A 16578-nucleotide genomic window follows, 5' to 3' on the forward strand; every position below is an offset into this window, starting at 1 on the left:
CCCCCCCCCCCCCCCGGGGGCGCCCGGGCGCGGGGGCCCCCCGGGGGGGGCGCGGGGCCGCGCCGGGGTGTGGGGTGTGTGTTCCCCGGGCGCGGTTCGACGCGTGTTTCTCCGTGTCGGCGGACCTACTTGAGCAGGTACGCCTTCAGGACGGTCACGTCGTAGGTGTTGCCGTTCTTGTCCGTCAGCTTCGCCTTGAAGGAGACCGAGGTGGCCTTCTTCGGGTGGGTCAGCGACAGGCTCTTCTTGCCGTCCTTCGCGGTGGTGACGGGCGCCTTGGCCCACTTGGTGCCGCCGTCGTAGGAGACCTGCACGGAGAGCGACTTGAAGCCCTTACCGGCGGCCGGTCCCTGGATCGACAGCGGGACGGTGAGCTTCTTGCCGGCGGCCGCGGTGCTCGCCAGGTCCAGCTTCGGGGCGAAGCGGACGGTGGAGAGCGGCAGGTCCACGACCGTGTCGGCGGCGGTCTTCTTCGAGGTGAATCCCCAGGCCGCTACGAGCCGGCTCGTGACGCCCGCGACCTTGGTGGAGCGCGAGGCGTCGGTGCTGATCACGATGCGGGAGGACTTCGAGGGCAGCGCGTCGGTGTACTGGCAGAGCGGTTCCTTCACGTTGACGAGCTTCTTGCCGTCGACGCTGATGACGGTCTGCTGCTTGGTCACCGGCGAGTCTCCGGAGTGCCCGGCGCCGTCGGTGAAGATGTCGATGCAGGCCTGCATCTCGTTGTTGTAGCGCTGGGCGAGGTTGAACTCGTCGATCTTGGGGCTGAACACACCGACGTTGTACGTCTTCTCGTACGTCTTCTTCGGGGTGAACGTCCTGGCCGGGTCCGAGCCGAGGAACGCCTCGCCGCCGTCGTCCGTGCGGCCCTCCTGGCTGACGAAGAACTCCCACTTGAAGCCCTTGGGCGCGGTGACATACGTCTTCGCGGTGGTGGGCAGCGCGATCGGGTCGCCGACCGTGCCGATGCCGAACGAGTCGGCGGACCAGAAGGGGTTGACGACGCCGTTGCGGTTCTTGGCGGAGGCGCCGATCTTCAGGTCGACCCGGGCCAGTTCACTCGTGGCCGCCTTGTGCGTGAAGCCGGTGTACATCGAACCGGTGCGCGCGTAGAGCAGGTTGTAGCTGGTGCTGCCCTTCTGCCACATGCCGCCGACCTGGGTGATGAACTGCTTCGCGGACAGCGCCGGGCCGACCTGGGCGGTCCTGAAACCCTTGAAGCTGTCCTGGAAGTAGGTGCTCAGGAGGCTGGTGTCGGCGGTTGTCAGGCCGTAGTTGACGTAGGCGCCGTTGGCCTTCGCGGACTCCGGCGTGGTGATGGAGACCGGCTTCGCCTTGCGGGCGTCGAAGGTCACCGTCCCGTTCTTGGTGGCGGAGTACTTGAGCTGCGTCATGAGCGCCAGGTCCGGGTCGCCACCTCCCGCCTTCGGGGTCTCGACCGGGGCGTCGATCATGTACGTGCCCTTCGGCACCCGGATCTTGCCGGTGCCGGTGCCGGGCGCGTCCTTCCAGAACGTGCCGGCGTGGCCGAAGACGGAAGCCACGGCGCGGGCGGGCTTGCCCTTGGTGTCGATGAACTTCAGGGTGAGGTCGTAGGACTCGATCTCACGGTTCACACCGAAGGAGGTACGGACGCTCTGGCCGCCCTCGGTGGCCTTGGCGACGAGGGCGCCGGAGTACAGGCCGTCGAGGCTGCCGATCCGGGTGTTGCTGGTGAGACCGACCTTCGCGGTGCCGCCTGCGGGCACGGTGACACGGTCGGCGCCCGTCGTGAAGAAGCCGGCCGGGGCGGGCTTGCCCTTGGGGCCGACGGTCTCCAGCGAGAGAGCGAGGGTGACCGGGGTCTTGCCGCTGTTGCGGTAGGTGATCTGCTTGGTCACGGCCTTGTCGTCGGTGTGCGGCCACTGCTGGACGCCGAAGTTCACCGAGGTCTGCTCGCTGACCACGCTCTGGGTGATCGCCTTGGCCACGTCGGCGCGGCCGGTGCCCTGCTGGAACGCGGTGAGGCCGCTGCCGGGCTTCGCGGAGGCGGTCAGCGCCTGCTTGATCCGCTGGCCGGTCCAGTCCGGGTGCTGCTGCGCGAGGAGCGCGGCGGCGCCCGCCACATGCGGGGTCGCCATGGACGTACCGGACATGGACACGTAGCCGTCGGCCGCCGGGTCGCCGATCTCGCCCTGGGCCGCCTTCGCGGCGACGATGTCCACGCCGGGCGCGGTGATGTCGGGCTTGAGGGAGCCGTCGGCCGTCGGGCCGACGCTGGAGAAGTCCGCGATCGCGTCCTTGCGGTCGACCGCGCCGACGGTGAGCGCGGAGGCCGCGCTGCCGGGGGAGCCGATGGTCTCCGCTTCGGGGCCCTCGTTGCCCGCGGCGATGACGAACAGGATGCCCTTCTCGGCGGAGAGCTTGTCGACGGCCGCTTCCAGCGGGTCGACCTCCGCCGTGTCGCCGCCGCCGAGGCTGAGGTTGGCCACCTGCGCGCCCTGGTCGGCGGCCCACTGCATGCCCGCGATGATGCCGGAGTCGTCGCCGAATCCGGCGTCGTCGAGCACCTTGCCGTCGAGGATCTTCGCGCCGGGCGCGACGCCCTTGTACTTCCCGCCGGACTTGGCACCGGAACCGGCGGCGGTCGACGCGACATGGGTGCCGTGGCCGACGTGGTCGATGGTGTTGCCCGAGCCGGAGAAGTCCTTCTCCGCGATCTCGACGCCCTTGAGGTCCGGGTGCGTCTGGTCGACACCGGTGTCCAGGACGGCGATCTTCACGCCCTTGCCGTCGTAACCGGCCTTCCACGCGCTGGGCGCGCCGATCTGCGCGACGCTCTTGTCGAGGCTCGCGCGGCGCTTGCCGTCCAGCCACACCCGCTCGATACCGGTCGCCACCGCGCGGTCGGCGCCGCGCCGGGCGCCGGGGGCGGTGAGCGCGTGCCACACGTCGCCCGAGTCCGTCTTCGGCGCGGTCACGGCCTCGCCCTTGACGGCGGGCAGAGTGCGGCGGACCGAGACGTCGGCGGCCGCGATCGCCGACTTCGCCCGCGCCTTGTCCTTCGTGTACGACACGATCAGCGGCAGTGTGGAGCGGTGGGCGTCGTCGTACTTGTTCTTGATGAGCCCCGTGACGTCGAACAGCCGCCGGTCCAGGGTGCCCTGGGCGATCAGCGCACTGGCGTCGGACGGTATGACGTAGGTGGCGCCGCCGACCTGGCGGACCGCCATGCGTATGCCCTCGCGGCCCTGCGCGGGCTCGATACGGGTCACCCGGCCCTTGTCGTCCACGTGCACCCGGTCCCCGGTGATCAGGGTGACCATGGACGAAGCGCCCTGGGCCTTGCGGACCTTCGCCTGGAACGCCTGGGTGGCGGCGTCTCCCGCGATGTTCCCCGCGGTGTCCTGGCCGGCCGCGGCCGCGCCCGTCGTGAGCCCCGCCGTGAGCAGTGCGGCGACCATCGCGGCGCCGGCCCTGCGTGTGCTTCTGTGCAACTCTCCCCCAAAGGTGAAGTAAAGACTCGACAAACCCCGGATCGGCACGGAAGACGGGAGTTGGCGGCGCCCGGTTCATTCGCCGGGTGATCGAATCCGAGATTCTTTCCGTCGCGCCGGCCGCGCGGGATCACACCGCCCCGTACCCCCGCACACCGCCCCGGCGCTCCCCTGGCTGCTCAGGGCCTATGCCACACCACGTCATAGGTCTGTACCTGGGCCCTGAACTGGGCCCTCGGACCCTGCCGTTGGGCCCGGGTTCGTCCTTAGGCTACCGGCGCTCAGGGGAACGGCGACGGCACGGGTGAGGAGTACGGATGAAGCGCTCCCGAGGGGTGTGCGAGGGGCACGCGCGGGGCGGACGTCCGCGCCGTGCGGCCCGCCGCCCCTATCGCGACAGCAGAGGACAGACCGGGATCGAGTATCTCGCCCTGCTCGGTGTGGTGGTCCTGCTCATCGGCGGAATATCCGTGGCTGCGGTGTCCCGGGCCGAGAACGAGGGCCTGCGGTACGCCGCGTGCCGCGCCATGAACCCCTGGGGCGGGGCCGAGTCCTGCGCCAGACCCGACGTCGCCGACGGCAAGGACGGCAAGGACGGGAAGAACGGAGACGGCGAGGACGGGGACGACGGCGACGGCGACGGCGACGGCGACGATCCGGTCGTCCCCGTGGACGATCCCTTCCAGCCCACGAAGTGCCTGCTCGCCGTCGACCAGACCAAGACCACCGTCGTCGTGCAGATCCTCTTCATCAAGATCAGCAGCTCGGAGCAGCTCAAGGTCAGTCAGTGGTCGGACGGCACCGTCACGCTGGAGCGGGTCACCGAGACCGGCGGCGGTGTCACGGCGAGCATCTCGGCGGGCATCCCCGGGCTGAAGGACTGGGGCGGCAGCGCCTCGCTGAGCGGCAGTTACATGAAGAGCAGTGGCAGCGGCGGACAGTGGCTGTTCAACGGGAACAAGAGCGACGATCCGCAGGCGGACCTGGAGGCGAACCTGGAGGACGCCAAGCAGTTCGCCGAGTTCCTCAAGGCGGCGGAGAAGTGCCAGAGCCGTCCTCCCGGGGCCCGCTCCGCCGAGCTGGGGATGATATGCAACGCCGGTGCCCAGAAGAAGAGGCCGGACATCGATCCGGAGAAGGCGCCGGACGTCGACATCACCAAGACCTCCACGGAGGTGTCGGGCGGGGTGAGCTTCGGGAAGTCGTTCGCCAAGGACGACAAGGCGGTCAAGGCCCTCAAGGACACCATCGCCAAGGAGGTCACCAAGAACAACCCGAAGGTCAAGGGCGAGGCGCTGGAAAAGCTCATCAAGGAGTCCCAGTCCAAGAGTGTCATCGGTTCGGCCAAGGACACCAAAGACGTCGGCAACGTCTCCGCCGACGGGCTGGCCGGGGCGATGAGCAACGACGTGGTGGTGATGCGCACCAAGACCGGGCCAGACGCCGGGAAGATCACCTTCATCTACACGTTCTCCCTCAACGGCACGGTCGGTGAGGTCGCGCAGGCCAAGGGCAGCCGGATGCAGCAGATCGCCATCACCTACGACGCCGCCGCCTACGACCAGGAGGAGGAGGACGACCAGCCGCACCACCCGGAGAAGCTGGTCATCACCTCCAGCCAGGAGAGCGGCGACGGTCCCGGCGTCCAGGTCGGCGGCGGTGCCAACGCCGGTCCGGTGACGATCGACGTCGGCGGTGGGGGCGGCACCATCAAGTCGCAGGTCCACACGGAGTCGGCCGAGGTCAAGCTCGACAACGACGCCGACAGCCAGGCCGTCGAGGACTGGCTGCGCGGGCGCGGTGACAACCCGGCGAGCAAGGCCATCCCCTCCCCCAGCTCGGCGGCCGAGCCGCTGACGGACGACGCGGGCCCCATCGACCGGCTGCTGCACGACAAGGGGAAGCTGACCCGGCTGGACTACGAGGCCAACACCGACTGGTGGAACGCCTCGCTCGGCATCGGATTCGGTGTCTCCGCAGGGCAGTTCACCCTCGGGTTCAAGCTCTTCGGGATCGACATCACGCACGAGGAGCGCAACCAGAAGATCACCGGGAACCCGACGTACGCGACGGGTCCGCAGAGCGGTGGCGGGCGTCCCTGGGTGCCGTTCACCAACTGCACGAAGACCACACCGATCGACTCGTGACCGACGGCCGACGGCCCTCCCCGGGCCGGGGCCGCGGAACGGTTCCGGCCGGGCCTCACGGCAGGACCGCGATGCCGTCCAGTTCCACCAGCGCCTGTTCGTCCCAGAGGCGTACGACGCCGATCACCGCCATCGCCGGGTAGTCACGGCCCGCCAGCCCCCGCCAGATCCGGCCGAGCTCGGGCGTGTGCGCGCGGTACTCGGCGACGTCGGTGGTGTAGACGGTGACCCGGGCCAGATCGCCCGGCGCCCCGCCCGCCGCCGCGAGCGCGGTCAGCAGGTTGCCGAGGGCGGTCGCGAACTGGGCGGGCAGGTCCGCGCCGGTGATCCGGCCGGCCGGGTCGAGCGCGGTCTGCCCGGCCAGCAGGACGATCCGGCCACCTGTGGCGACGACCGCGTGCGAGAAGCCGGTGGCGGGCGCGAGGCCGGCGGGGTTGACGCGTTCCGGGCTCATCCGTACGGCTCCTTCGTCGTGTCCGGACATCCGTACGGCTCCTTCGCGATGTCTCTGCTCATCCGTACGGCTCTTTCGCCGTGTCCGCGCTCATCCGTACAGCTCCTTCGCGATGATCGTGCGCTGGACCTCGGTGGCGCCCTCGTAGATCCGTGGCGCGCGGACCTCCCGGTAGAGGTGTTCCAGCGGATGGCCGCGCTGGAGGGCGCGGGCTCCGTGGAGCTGGACGGCGGCGTCGACGACGTATTGGGCGGCCTCCGTGGCGTACAGCTTCGCCATGGCCGAGCGCGCGGGCACGTCCGGGGCGCCGGTGTCGTACGCGCAGGCCGCCGCGTACACCAGCAGCCGTGCCGCCTCGGTCCTGGTCGCCATCTCCGCGACCTGGTGCGCGACGCTCTGGAGGTCCTTGAGCGGGCCGCCGAACGCGGTGCGGGTGGCGGTGTGCTCCAGCGCCGCGTCCAGGGCCGCCTGCGCCATGCCGACGGCGAACGCGCCGACGCTCGGGCGGAACAGGTTCAGGGTGGTCATCGCGGTACGGAAGCCCCGGCCCACCTCGCCGAGCACGTCCTCGCCCGTCACCGGCACCGCGTCGAGGACGAGGGCGCCGACGGGGTGCGGGGAGAGCATCTCCAGAGGCGATCCGGTCAGCCCCGGGCGGTCGGCGGGGACCAGGAACGCGGTCACACCCCGGGACCCCCGGCGGGCCCCGTCCGGGACGGCGTGGGAGGTGGGGGCGGAGGCGGAGCCCGGGTCCGGCGAGTCCCGGCCGTCGGCCGATGTCACCGGGGCGGCGCCGGGGCCCGTCCGGGCGAAGACCGTGTAGAAGTCCGCCTCGGGCGCGTTGGAGATCCAGCGCTTCTCCCCGGTCAACCGCCAGCCCGCGCGGTCCGGTTCGGCCCGCAGCGTCAGCGCCGCCGCGTCCGAGCCCGCGCCCGGCTCGCTCAGCGCGAAGGCGGCGACCGCGCGCCCCGCGCAGACCTCGGGCAGCCACCGGTCGCGCTGCCGCTCCGTACCGGTCAGCACGACGGGGTACGTGCCGAGCCCCTGGAGGGCGAGTGCGGTCTCCGCCTCCGTGCATCCCTGGGCGAGGGATTCCCTGAGCAGACAGAGCTCCAGCGCCGAGGAGGTGAACACCCGCTCCAGCAGGCCGAGTCGGCCCAGCTCCGCGAGGAGGGGGCGGTTGACCCGGCCCGGTTCACCGCGCTCCGCGAGCGGACGCAGCCGGCGTCGGGCCAGCGCGCGCAGCTCCGCGCACCACGCGGTCTGTGCCGGATCGAGCGAGAAAACAGGCATCCGGACCCACCTCCAGCACGTCTATGACGCGCCGTTGACTGTCGTCAAGTTCACGATACGCTCGATGGGCGACCCCACACACCACCAGGGGGCGAACCATGGAGCTGACACCGTCCGCCCACACCGACACCTTCCCCCGTGACCGGCTGCCCCCGGCGGAGCAGTGGCCCCGGCTCCTCCTCCCGCGCGGGACACCCACTCCCGAACGCCTCAACGCGGCGGTCGAGTTGCTGGATCGCACGGCCGAACGGTTCGGCCAGGACCGCCCCGTCTTCCGTACCGCCACGGGCGAGGTCTGGTCGTACGGCACACTGCGCGGCCATGTCGACCGGATCGCGGGGGTGCTCCAGGACGACCTGGGGGTGGTGCCCGGCAACCGGGTTCTGCTGCGCGGGCCGACCACCCCCTGGCTGGCGGCCTGCTGGCTCGCGGTGCTCAAGGCGGGCGCCGTGGCCGTGACGGTGCTCGCCCAGCAGCGCGCGCCGGAGCTCGCGGCCGTCTGCGAGATCGCCGAGATCCGCCACGCCCTGTGTGACGTACGGTCGTTGGACGATCTGGCCGGGGCGCGGGTCCCCGGGCTGCGGATCACGGCGTACGGCGGCGAGGACCCGGACGACCTGCTGGCGCGGGCGCGCGCCAAGCCCGGCCGGTACACGGCGGTGGAGACCGCGGCGGACGATGTGGCGCTGATCGCGTTCACCTCGGGGACGACCGGGCGCCCCAAGGGGTGCGCACACTTCCACCGCGATGTGCTGGCGGTGGCGGACACCTTTTCGCGCGAGGTGGTGCGCCCCGGTCCCGGGGACCTCTTCGCGGGCAGCCCGCCGCTCGGCTTCACCTTCGGGCTCGGTGGCCTGGTGATCTTCCCCATGCGGGCGGGCGCGTGCGCGCTGCTGCTCGAACAGGCCCAGCCAAAGGCGCTGTTGGCGGCGATCGGGGAGCACAGGGTGTCGGTCCTGTTCACCGCGCCGACCGCCTACCGGGTGATGCTCGACGCCCTCGACGCGAGCGGGACGGAGCGGGGGGCCGGGGAGCGGCCGTACGACGTGTCCAGTCTGCGGCGGTGTGTCTCGGCCGGGGAGAATCTGCCCGCCGCGACCTGGCACGCCTGGCACCGGCGCACCGGACTGCGGATCATCAACGGCATCGGGGCGACCGAGCTGCTCCACATCTTCATCTCGGCGGCGGACGACGCGATCAGACCGGGCACGACGGGGGTTCCGGTGCCCGGGTGGCAGGCGCGCGTGGTGGACAGGGAGGGGGCGCCGGTGCCCGACGGGGAGCCGGGGCTGCTGGCCGTACGGGGCCCGGTGGGGTGCCGGTATCTCGCCGATCCGCGCCAGTCGGAGTACGTACGGGACGGCTGGAATCTGACCGGCGACACCTATGTGCGCGAGCCCGACGGCTACTTCCGCTATGTCGCCCGCGCCGACGACATGATCATCTCGGCGGGTTACAACATCCCGGGACCGGAGGTCGAGGACGCCCTGCTGGCCCATCCCGAGGTGCTGGAGGCGGCGGTCGTCGGCCGCCCGGACGAACTGCGCGGCCAGATAGCCGCCGCGTACGTCGTGCTGCGGGAGGGGGCCGCCCGCGACGAGCACATGGGAGCCGTACTGCGGGAGTTCGTCACGGCGCGGCTGGTGCCGTACAAGTGCCCGCGCGTCTTCGTCTTCTTGGACGCGCTCCCCCGTACCGCCACCGGCAAACTCCAGCGCTACCGCTTGCGCGCCCCGGGGCCGGCCGGGCCGACGCCCCCTGGCCTAAAGTGATCACGTGGCCGACCAGCACACCCCCCGATCCCTGATCGTCACCCTGTACGGCGCGTACGGCCGGGCGCCGGACGACACTCCGCTCCCCGTCGCGGAGCTGATCCGGCTGCTGGACGCGGTCGGGGTGGACGCGCCCTCGGCGCGCTCGGCGGTCTCCCGGCTCAAGCGGCGCGGTCTGCTGGTCCCGGAACGTACGGCGACGGGCGCGGCCGGGTATGTCCTGTCGGGCGAGGCGCGTCAGCTCCTCGACGACGGGGACCGCAGGATCTACGCCCATCCCGCGCCACTGCTCTCCGACGGCTGGGTACTGGCGGTCTTCACCGTGCCCGAGGCCGAGCGGCACAAGCGCCATCTGCTCCGCTCCCGGCTCGGCCGGCTCGGGTTCGGCACGGCCGCGCCCGGGGTCTGGATCGCCCCCGGCCGGCTCCACGAGGAGACGCGCCACACCCTGGAACGGCTCCAACTCGACCCGTATGTGGCCCTGTTCACCGGTGACCATCAGGGCTTCGAGGCCACGGCGGAGGCAGTGGCGCGCTGGTGGGACCTGCCGGCGATCGCCGGACTGCACACCGCGTTCCTCGCGCTGCACGAACCGGTGCTGCGCCGCTGGGAGAGCGGGGGCCCCGAGGCGGCGAAGGACGCCCCGCGGGACGCCTACCGGGACTATCTGCTGGCCCTGGACTCCTGGCGGCGTCTGCCGTACGCGGACCCGGGGCTGCCGGCCGAACTGCTGCCGGGGAACTGGCCGGGGGAGCGCTCCGCCGAGGTCTTCACCGGGCTGCACGCACGGCTGCGGGACGCGGGGCTCGCGTTCGTCCGGCCCCCGGTCAGCGCGGGGTGAGCCGCGGCCCCGGGGTGTCGGTGCGGCCCGCCGGGGGCGGTCGGTTGCCCGCGAGATACGGAACCGGCCAGGGCGCCCCGGGGCCCTCGTACCCCTGGTCGGCCGCCGCGTGCAGCGTCCACTGCGGGTCGTAGAGATGCGGCCGGCCGAGGGCGCAGAGATCCGTACGGCCCGCCAGCAGAAGGGAGTTGACATCGTCCCAGGACGAGATCGCGCCGACCGCGAGCACCGGGACGTCCAGGGTGTTGCGGATCAGGTCGGCGTACGGGGTCTGGTAGGAGCGGCCGAACTCGGGGCGTTCGTCGGCGACGACCTGCCCGGTGGAGACGTCGATCGCGTCGGCGCCGTGCGCGGCGAAGGCGCGGGCGATCTCCACGGCCTCCTCGGCGGTGGTGCCGCCCGGCGCCCAGTCCGTGGCGGAGATCCTTACCGTCATGGGGAGTTGGTCGGGCCAGTCGGCGCGGATCGCGTCGAAGACTTCGAGGGGGAAGCGCAGCCGTCCTTCCAGTGAGCCACCGTAGGCGTCGGTCCGCCGGTTGGTGAGCGGGGAGAGGAACCCGGAGAGCAGATAGCCGTGGGCGCAGTGGAGTTCGAGCAGGTCGAAGCCGCTGCGCCGGGCCCGCCGGGCGGCCGAGGCGAACTGTTCGCGGACCGTGTCGAGTTGGCGGATGCTCAGCTCCTTGGGGAGCTGGCTGACACCCGGCCGGTAGGGCAGCGGCGAGGCGGCCCACACCTGCCAGTTGCCCGTCGTCAGCGGTAGGTCCATGCCGTCCCACATCCGCCGGGTGGAGCCCTTGCGGCCCGAGTGGCCGAGCTGGATGCCGATGGCGGTGCCGGGCGAGGAGGCGTGGACGAAGTCGGTGACACGGCGCCACCCGTCGCCCTGCTCAGGGGTGTAGATCCCGGTGCATCCCGGGGTGATCCGGCCCACGGGGCTGACGCACACCATCTCGGTCATCACCAGGCCGGCGCCGCCGAGCGCGCGGGCGCCGAGATGGACGAGGTGGAAGTCGCCGGGTAACCCGTCGCGCGCCGCGTACATGTCCATGGGCGAGACGACGATCCGGTTGCGCAGGGTCAGTCCGCGCAGCCGGAACGGGGTGAACATGGGCGGGGTGCCGGGTGGGCAGCCGAAGTCCCGCTCCACGTCACGGGTGAAACCGGGGTCGCGCAGCCGCAGATTGTCATGGGTGACCCGGCGGCTGCGGGTGAGCAGCCCGAAGGCGAACCGGCGGGGCGGCTGCCCGGTGTAGGTGGCCAGTTCCTCGAACCAGCGCAGGCTGGCCGCCGCCGCGCGCTGGGTGGACTCGACGACGGGGCGGCGTTCGCTCTCGTACGCGGCGAGCGCGGAGGGCAGGTCGGGCTGCTCCTCCAGGGCGGCGGCGAGCGCGAGGGCGTCCTCGACGGCGAGCTTGGTGCCGGAGCCGATGGAGAAGTGAGCGGTGTGCGCGGCGTCGCCGATCAGTACCGTACGGCCGTTGCTCCAGCGGGCGTTGACGACGGTACGGAACGCGGTCCAGGCGGAGGCGTGGGAGCGCAGCGGGCGTCCGCCGAGGGCGTCGGCGAAGATCTTGCCGCACCGTTCGGTGGACTGCCGCTCGTCGAGTGCGGCGAAGCCGGCGGCCCGCCAGACCTCTTCGCGCATCTCGACGATGACGGTGCTGCGGTCCGGGGCGTACGGGTACCCGTGGAGCTGCATCACCCCGTGCGGGGTCTCGGCGGTCTCGAAGCGGAACGCGTCGAAGGCGAAGTCGGCGGCGAGCCAGATGTAGCGGCAGCGGTGGGTGGTGAGCGTGGGGGCGAAGACATCGGCGTGGGTCTCACGGGTACGGCTGTGCACCCCGTCCGCGGCGATCACCAGGTCGTGGGTCTCGGCCAGTTGGCGGGCGGGCGGGGCCTCCGTACGGAAGAGGAGCCGTACGCCGAGCGACGCGCACCGCTCGTGCAGGATCTCCAGCAGCCGGCGCCGGCCGAGGGCGGCGAAGCCATGGCCGTGGGAGGTGAGCGTACGGCCGCGGTGCACGATGTCGATGGCGTCCCAGCGGACGAACTCGGCCTGGAGCGCGCGGTGGACGACGGGGTCGGCGTCCTCGATCCCGCCCAGGGTCTCGTCGGAGAGGACGACGCCGAAGCCGAAGGTGTCGTCGGGGGCGCTCCGTTCCCAGACGGTGATCTCGCGGGTGGGGTCGAGCCGTTTGAGGAGGGCCGCCGCGTAGAGGCCGCCGGGCCCGCCGCCTATGACGGCGACCCGCGCCACACCGCCCCGGGCACCGGCGCGTGGGTCGTCACGCCGTGTGCCGTCGTGCGGTGTGCCGTCATGCCGTGTGTCGTCACGCCGTGTGTCGTCACGCCGTGTGTCGTCGTGCGGTGTGCCGTCGTACGGTGTGCCGTCACGCCGTGTGCCGTCGCCTGGGTCGCTGCCGGGCACTCCCGGTGTCGGCCGGGGCTTTCCGGAGTCCGTTCCGTCCTCCATGGGCGGCTCTCCCCTCCCTGGTCAGCGCCCCTGCCACCGCGGGGGCCGCTTCTCGGTGAACGCGGCGTGGAATTCGGCGTAGTCCTCACCGTGCATCAGCAACGCCTGCGTGGCGGCGTCGAGTTCGATCGCCGCCGCGAGCGGCATGTCCAGTTCGGCGGTGAGCAGCGCCTTGGTCTGCGCGTACGCCAGCGCGGGGCCCGCGGCGAGCCGTTCCGCCAGTGCGGCGGCGCGCGCGTCGGACCGGCCCTCCTCCACCAACTCGCTGATGAGGCCGATACGTTCGGCCTCGGGGGCATGGACGGGTTCGCCGAGCATCAGCAGTCGGGTCGCGTGGCCGAGGCCGACGACACGGGGCAGCAGATAGGCCGCGCCCATGTCGCCGCCGGAGAGGCCGACCCGGGTGAAGAGGAACGCGAAGCGGGCCGTGGGGTCCGCGATCCGGAAGTCGGCGGCGAGCGCGAGGACGGCGCCCGCGCCGGCCGCCACCCCGTGCACGGCGGCGATCACCGGGAAGGGGCACATCCGGATGGCCTGGACGACCTGCCCGGTCATCCGGTTGAAGTCGAGAAGCCGGGCGGTGTCCATGCCCAGCGTGGCGCCGATGATCTCGTCGACGTCGCCGCCCGAGCAGAAGCCGCGCCCCTCGCCGGCCAGCACCAGGGCCCGTACGGAACGCTCCCGGGACAGTTCGGCGAGCAGATCGCGCAGATCCGCGTAGGCGCCGAAGGTCAGCGCGTTCAGCTTGGCGGGGCGGGCGAGGGTGACGGTGGCGACCCCGTCGTCACGGCGCGTGAGCCGGAGATGGCGCCACTCCTCGGTGCGGGGCGCGGAACCGGAGAACGGGCTCATGGAGCGGCCTCCCTCGGCGTGCGCTGCCGACGGGCGCGGTGGCGGGCCACCACCGATGTTCGGACCCCGTCACAGCCTCGCCACGGAACCGTATCACTCGTACGTGACCGCCGTCACGAGTGCGCGATAGACCTGTGACATGACCGCGACATGCCTCGCGTAGGCTGCCAAAGGTCCCGGTCGACACAGGACATAGGTCCTCAAGTCCGGCAGGCCGCCGCCCCTTGTTAACCTGCTCACGCTCCGTATGGTTGAAAGCGATAGCAAATACCCTCGTCCCACCACGGCCCCGGCCGCGCCCCGATCGGACCGACCCGCATGCCAGAAGCCGCAGGCTCCTCCCCCTGGAGAGTCACGCTGCCGCACAGCGTCGAAGCTGTGCCGCTCGCGCGCGCCCTGGTCCGGTCCGCGCTGGCGCACCTGGCCGAGCCCACCCACAGCGACACGGCCGAGCTGCTGACCGCGGAGCTGGTCGCCAACGCGATCAAGCACACCGACGGCGACGAGCCCATCGAGCTGGTGGTGGAGCTGCTGCCGACCGGCTGCCAGGTCGAGGTGCACGACTGCGACCCGGCGCCGCCGGGCAACCTGACCCGGCCCGGGTCCATGCCGGACCCCTGGCAGGAGGACGGCCGCGGTCTGCTGCTGATCAGCACGCTCAGCGCGACCTGCGGCCACCGCGCCACGGACCAGGGCAAGGCGGTCTGGTTCACGCTCCCCGCCGTGTGACCCTGCGGGGAGCCACCCTCGGGCCGCCGCCCTCAGGCCGCCCCTTCGGGCCCTACCCTCAGACCTCGTCCTTGGCCAGCGTCGCCACCAGCACGGCCTTGATCGTGTGCATCCGGTTCTCCGCCTCGTCGAAGACCACCGAGTGCGGCGACTCGAAGACCTCGTCGGTGACCTCCAGCTCGGTCAGCCCGTGCCGCGCGTGGATCTCCCGGCCCACCGCCGTCCCCAGATCGTGGAAGGCCGGCAGGCAGTGCAGGAACTTCACCTCCGGGTTGCCGGTCGCGCGCAGCACGTCCATGGTCACGGCGTACGGACCGAGCGCCGCGATCCGCTCGTCCCAGACCTCCTTGGCCTCGCCCATCGAGACCCAGACGTCCGTGACCACGAAGTCCGCGCCGGCCACGCCCTCCTCGACGTTCTCCGTGAGGGTGAGCCGCGCGCCGCTGGCCTCGGCGGCCTCACGGGCCAAGGTCAGGATCTCGTCGGCGGGCCAGTAGGCGCGCGGCGCGACGATCCGTACGTCCATACCGAGGAGCGCGCCGGTGACGAGATACGAGTTGCCCATGTTGAACCGGGCGTCGCCCAGATAGGCGAAGGCGATCTCCGGCAGCGGCTTGGCGCTGTGCTCGGTCATCGTGAGCACGTCGGCGAGCATCTGCGTGGGGTGCCAGTCGTCCGTCAGACCGTTGAAGACGGGCACGCCCGCGTACGCGGCCAGCTCTTCGACCGTCGCCTGCTCCGACCCGCGGAACTCGATGCCGTCGAACATCCGCCCGAGCACCCGGGCCGTGTCCTTCGCCGACTCCTTGGAGCCGATGTGCGAGCCCGCCGGGTCGATGTACGTGGTCGACGCGCCCTGGTCGGCCGCCGCCACCTCGAAGGAGCAGCGCGTACGCGTCGAGGACTTCTCGAAGATCAGCGCGATGTTCCGGCCGCGGAGCCGCTGCACCTCGGTGCCCGCCTTCTTCGCGGCCTTCAGCTCGGCGGCCAGATCGATCAGGCCGCGGAACTCCTCCGCCGTGAAGTCCAGCTCCTTGAGGAAGTGGCGGCCTTCGAGGTGTATGGCCATGGTGGCTGCTCCTGGGCGCGTGTCGTGGGTGTCGTGTGCGGGGCGGACAACGGCAGGGGACGCCGGAACGGCCCCGCCGGACATTCCGGAGACTGGAACTCTATACGATGACCTGTATTGCTATACAGGCTGGCTTGCGTGCCGGGCGGACGGCGGGGTCGCCGGTCGCTGGTCGCTGGTCGCTGGGGATCAAGGGACCCGGTGGAGCCGTGGGCGCGGCCCGCCCCCGCTACACCGCGTCCCGCTCGACGGGGCAGCTCATGCACCGGGGACCGCCGCGGCCCCTTCCCAGCTCGCTGCCGGGGATCTCGATCACCTCGATGCCCTGCTCGCGCAGATGGGTGTTGGTGGTGACGTTGCGTTCGTACGCCACGACGACGCCGGGCTCGACGGCCAGCACGTTGCAGCCGTCGTCCCACTGTTCCCGGGCCGCCGAGTGCACGTCCTGGGTCGCGGTCAGCACCCGGATCTCCGGCAGCCCCAGCGCCGCCGCGATCGCCCGGTGCATGTGCTCCGGCGGATGGTCGGTGACCTTCAGCTCCGTACCGTCGCCACCCGGTTCGATGGTGTACGAGCGGAGCATGCCGAGCCCCGCGTACTGGGTGAAGGTCTCCCCGTCGACCATCGTCATCACCGTGTCGAGGTGCATGAACGCCCGGCGCTTGGGCATGTCCAGCGCCACGATCGTGGTGGCGGAACCGGCCGCGAACAGCCCGCGGGCCAGCATCTCGACCGCCTGCGGGGTGGTGCGTTCACTCATCCCGATCAGCACGGCGCCCGCGCCGATCACCAGCACGTCGCCGCCCTCGATGGTGGAGGGGTAGTCGTCCTGCCCCTCCGACCAGTGGTGGAAGGGCCCGGCGGACGGCTCCGCGAAGAGCGGGTGGTGCCGGTAGATCGCCTCGAAGTGCACGGTCTCCCGCTGCCGGGCCGGCCAGCGCATCGCGTTGATGGAGACGCCGTCGTAGATCCAGGCCGAGGTGTCACGGGTGAAGAGGTGGTTGGGCAGCGGGTCGAGCAGGAAGTCGTCCAGCCCCATCACATGGAACCGGACCGAGGTCGGCTCTTCGTGCCGCTCCAGGAACTCCCGTTTCGTCACCCCGCCGACCAGCGCCTCCACCAGCTCCGCCGTCGGCAGCCCGTCGAATATCTCCCGGAGATGGCCGGTGGCGAGCGGACCGTACTCCTTCTCGTCGAAGACCCGGTCCAGCACGAGGCCACGCGCCTCGGGCAGGTCGAGGCAGTCGCCGAGGAGATCCCCGAAGAGATGGACCTGGACCCCCCGGTCACGCAGGACCGCGGCGAACGCGTCGTGCTCCTCCTGGGCGCGGCGCACCCAGAGCACGTCGTCGAAGAGCAGCGTGTCCTTGTTGCCGGGGGTGAGGCGCTTCAGTTCCAGATCGGGTCGGTGCAGGATGACGCGGCGCAGCCGCCCGGTCTCGGAGTCGACATGGAATCCCATGGCTCCATCG

11 protein-coding genes are annotated in these 16578 nt (G+C 71.5%); 4 read left to right on the plus strand and 7 right to left on the minus strand.

The features are described 5' to 3' along the window. Positions 1-125: 125 nt before the first annotated feature. A complete protein-coding gene (locus ACFXPK_RS19625; RefSeq protein WP_385077033.1) occupies positions 126-3476 on the minus strand; it encodes a S8 family peptidase in 3351 nt (1116 codons plus the stop codon). 317 nt (positions 3477-3793) lie between these two features. Here ACFXPK_RS19625 and ACFXPK_RS19630 point away from each other — a divergent pair, with 317 nt between their 5' ends. Then, a complete protein-coding gene (locus tag ACFXPK_RS19630) occupies positions 3794-5623 on the plus strand; it encodes a hypothetical protein (protein ID WP_385077035.1) in 1830 nt (609 codons plus the stop codon). 55 nt (positions 5624-5678) lie between these two features. Here ACFXPK_RS19630 and ACFXPK_RS19635 read toward each other — a convergent pair whose 3' ends face one another. Continuing rightward, positions 5679-6077, minus strand: a complete 399-nt coding sequence (locus tag ACFXPK_RS19635; protein ID WP_385077102.1) for a RidA family protein — start codon at positions 6075-6077, stop codon at positions 5679-5681. A 90-nt stretch (positions 6078-6167) separates the two neighbouring features. Continuing rightward, complete coding sequence (locus tag ACFXPK_RS19640; protein WP_385077038.1) at positions 6168-7370, minus strand: acyl-CoA dehydrogenase family protein; 1203 nt, start codon at positions 7368-7370, stop codon at positions 6168-6170. 98 nt (positions 7371-7468) lie between these two features. Between ACFXPK_RS19640 and ACFXPK_RS19645 the strand changes: the two genes are divergently transcribed. Both ACFXPK_RS19645 and ACFXPK_RS19650 read left to right on the plus strand, forming a co-directional pair. Beyond that, positions 7469-9142 (plus strand): AMP-binding protein, encoded by a 1674-nt coding sequence (locus ACFXPK_RS19645; RefSeq protein ID WP_385077041.1) that lies wholly within the window; start codon positions 7469-7471, stop codon positions 9140-9142. A 4-nt stretch (positions 9143-9146) separates the two neighbouring features. Further along, positions 9147-9983, plus strand: a complete 837-nt coding sequence (locus ACFXPK_RS19650; RefSeq protein WP_385077044.1) for a PaaX family transcriptional regulator C-terminal domain-containing protein — start codon at positions 9147-9149, stop codon at positions 9981-9983. On the opposite strand, the gene ACFXPK_RS19655 is transcribed toward ACFXPK_RS19650, so the two are convergent. Both ACFXPK_RS19655 and ACFXPK_RS19660 read right to left on the minus strand, forming a co-directional pair. Then, positions 9970-12456, minus strand: coding sequence for a bifunctional salicylyl-CoA 5-hydroxylase/oxidoreductase (locus ACFXPK_RS19655; RefSeq protein ID WP_385077047.1), 2487 nt, complete (start codon positions 12454-12456; stop codon positions 9970-9972). The two genes, ACFXPK_RS19650 and ACFXPK_RS19655, sit on opposite strands and share 14 nt — an antisense overlap. Before the next feature lie 21 nt (positions 12457-12477). Next, entirely contained in the window at positions 12478-13308 is an 831-nt protein-coding gene (locus ACFXPK_RS19660) for an enoyl-CoA hydratase family protein (RefSeq protein WP_384992463.1), read from the minus strand. Between the two features lie 318 nt (positions 13309-13626). On the opposite strand from ACFXPK_RS19660, the gene ACFXPK_RS19665 reads away from it, so the two are divergent. Further along, on the plus strand, positions 13627-14037 hold the full coding sequence (locus ACFXPK_RS19665; protein WP_384992461.1) for an ATP-binding protein: 411 nt from the start codon (positions 13627-13629) through the stop codon (positions 14035-14037). Positions 14038-14095: 58 nt separating this feature from the next. Here ACFXPK_RS19665 and argF read toward each other — a convergent pair whose 3' ends face one another. Together argF and ACFXPK_RS19675 are read right to left on the minus strand one after the other, a co-directional pair. Further along, positions 14096-15106: an ornithine carbamoyltransferase gene (gene argF / locus ACFXPK_RS19670; protein ID WP_384992459.1), complete on the minus strand. Its 1011-nt coding sequence runs from the start codon at positions 15104-15106 to the stop codon at positions 14096-14098. A gap of 229 nt (positions 15107-15335) precedes the next feature. Further along, on the minus strand, positions 15336-16568 hold the full coding sequence (locus tag ACFXPK_RS19675; protein ID WP_385077052.1) for an arginine deiminase: 1233 nt from the start codon (positions 16566-16568) through the stop codon (positions 15336-15338). Positions 16569-16578: the final 10 nt, after the last annotated feature.

Origin of the sequence: Streptomyces sp. NPDC059142 (assembly GCF_042755665.1) — a bacterium.
Lineage (GTDB): Bacteria > Actinomycetota > Actinomycetes > Streptomycetales > Streptomycetaceae > Streptomyces.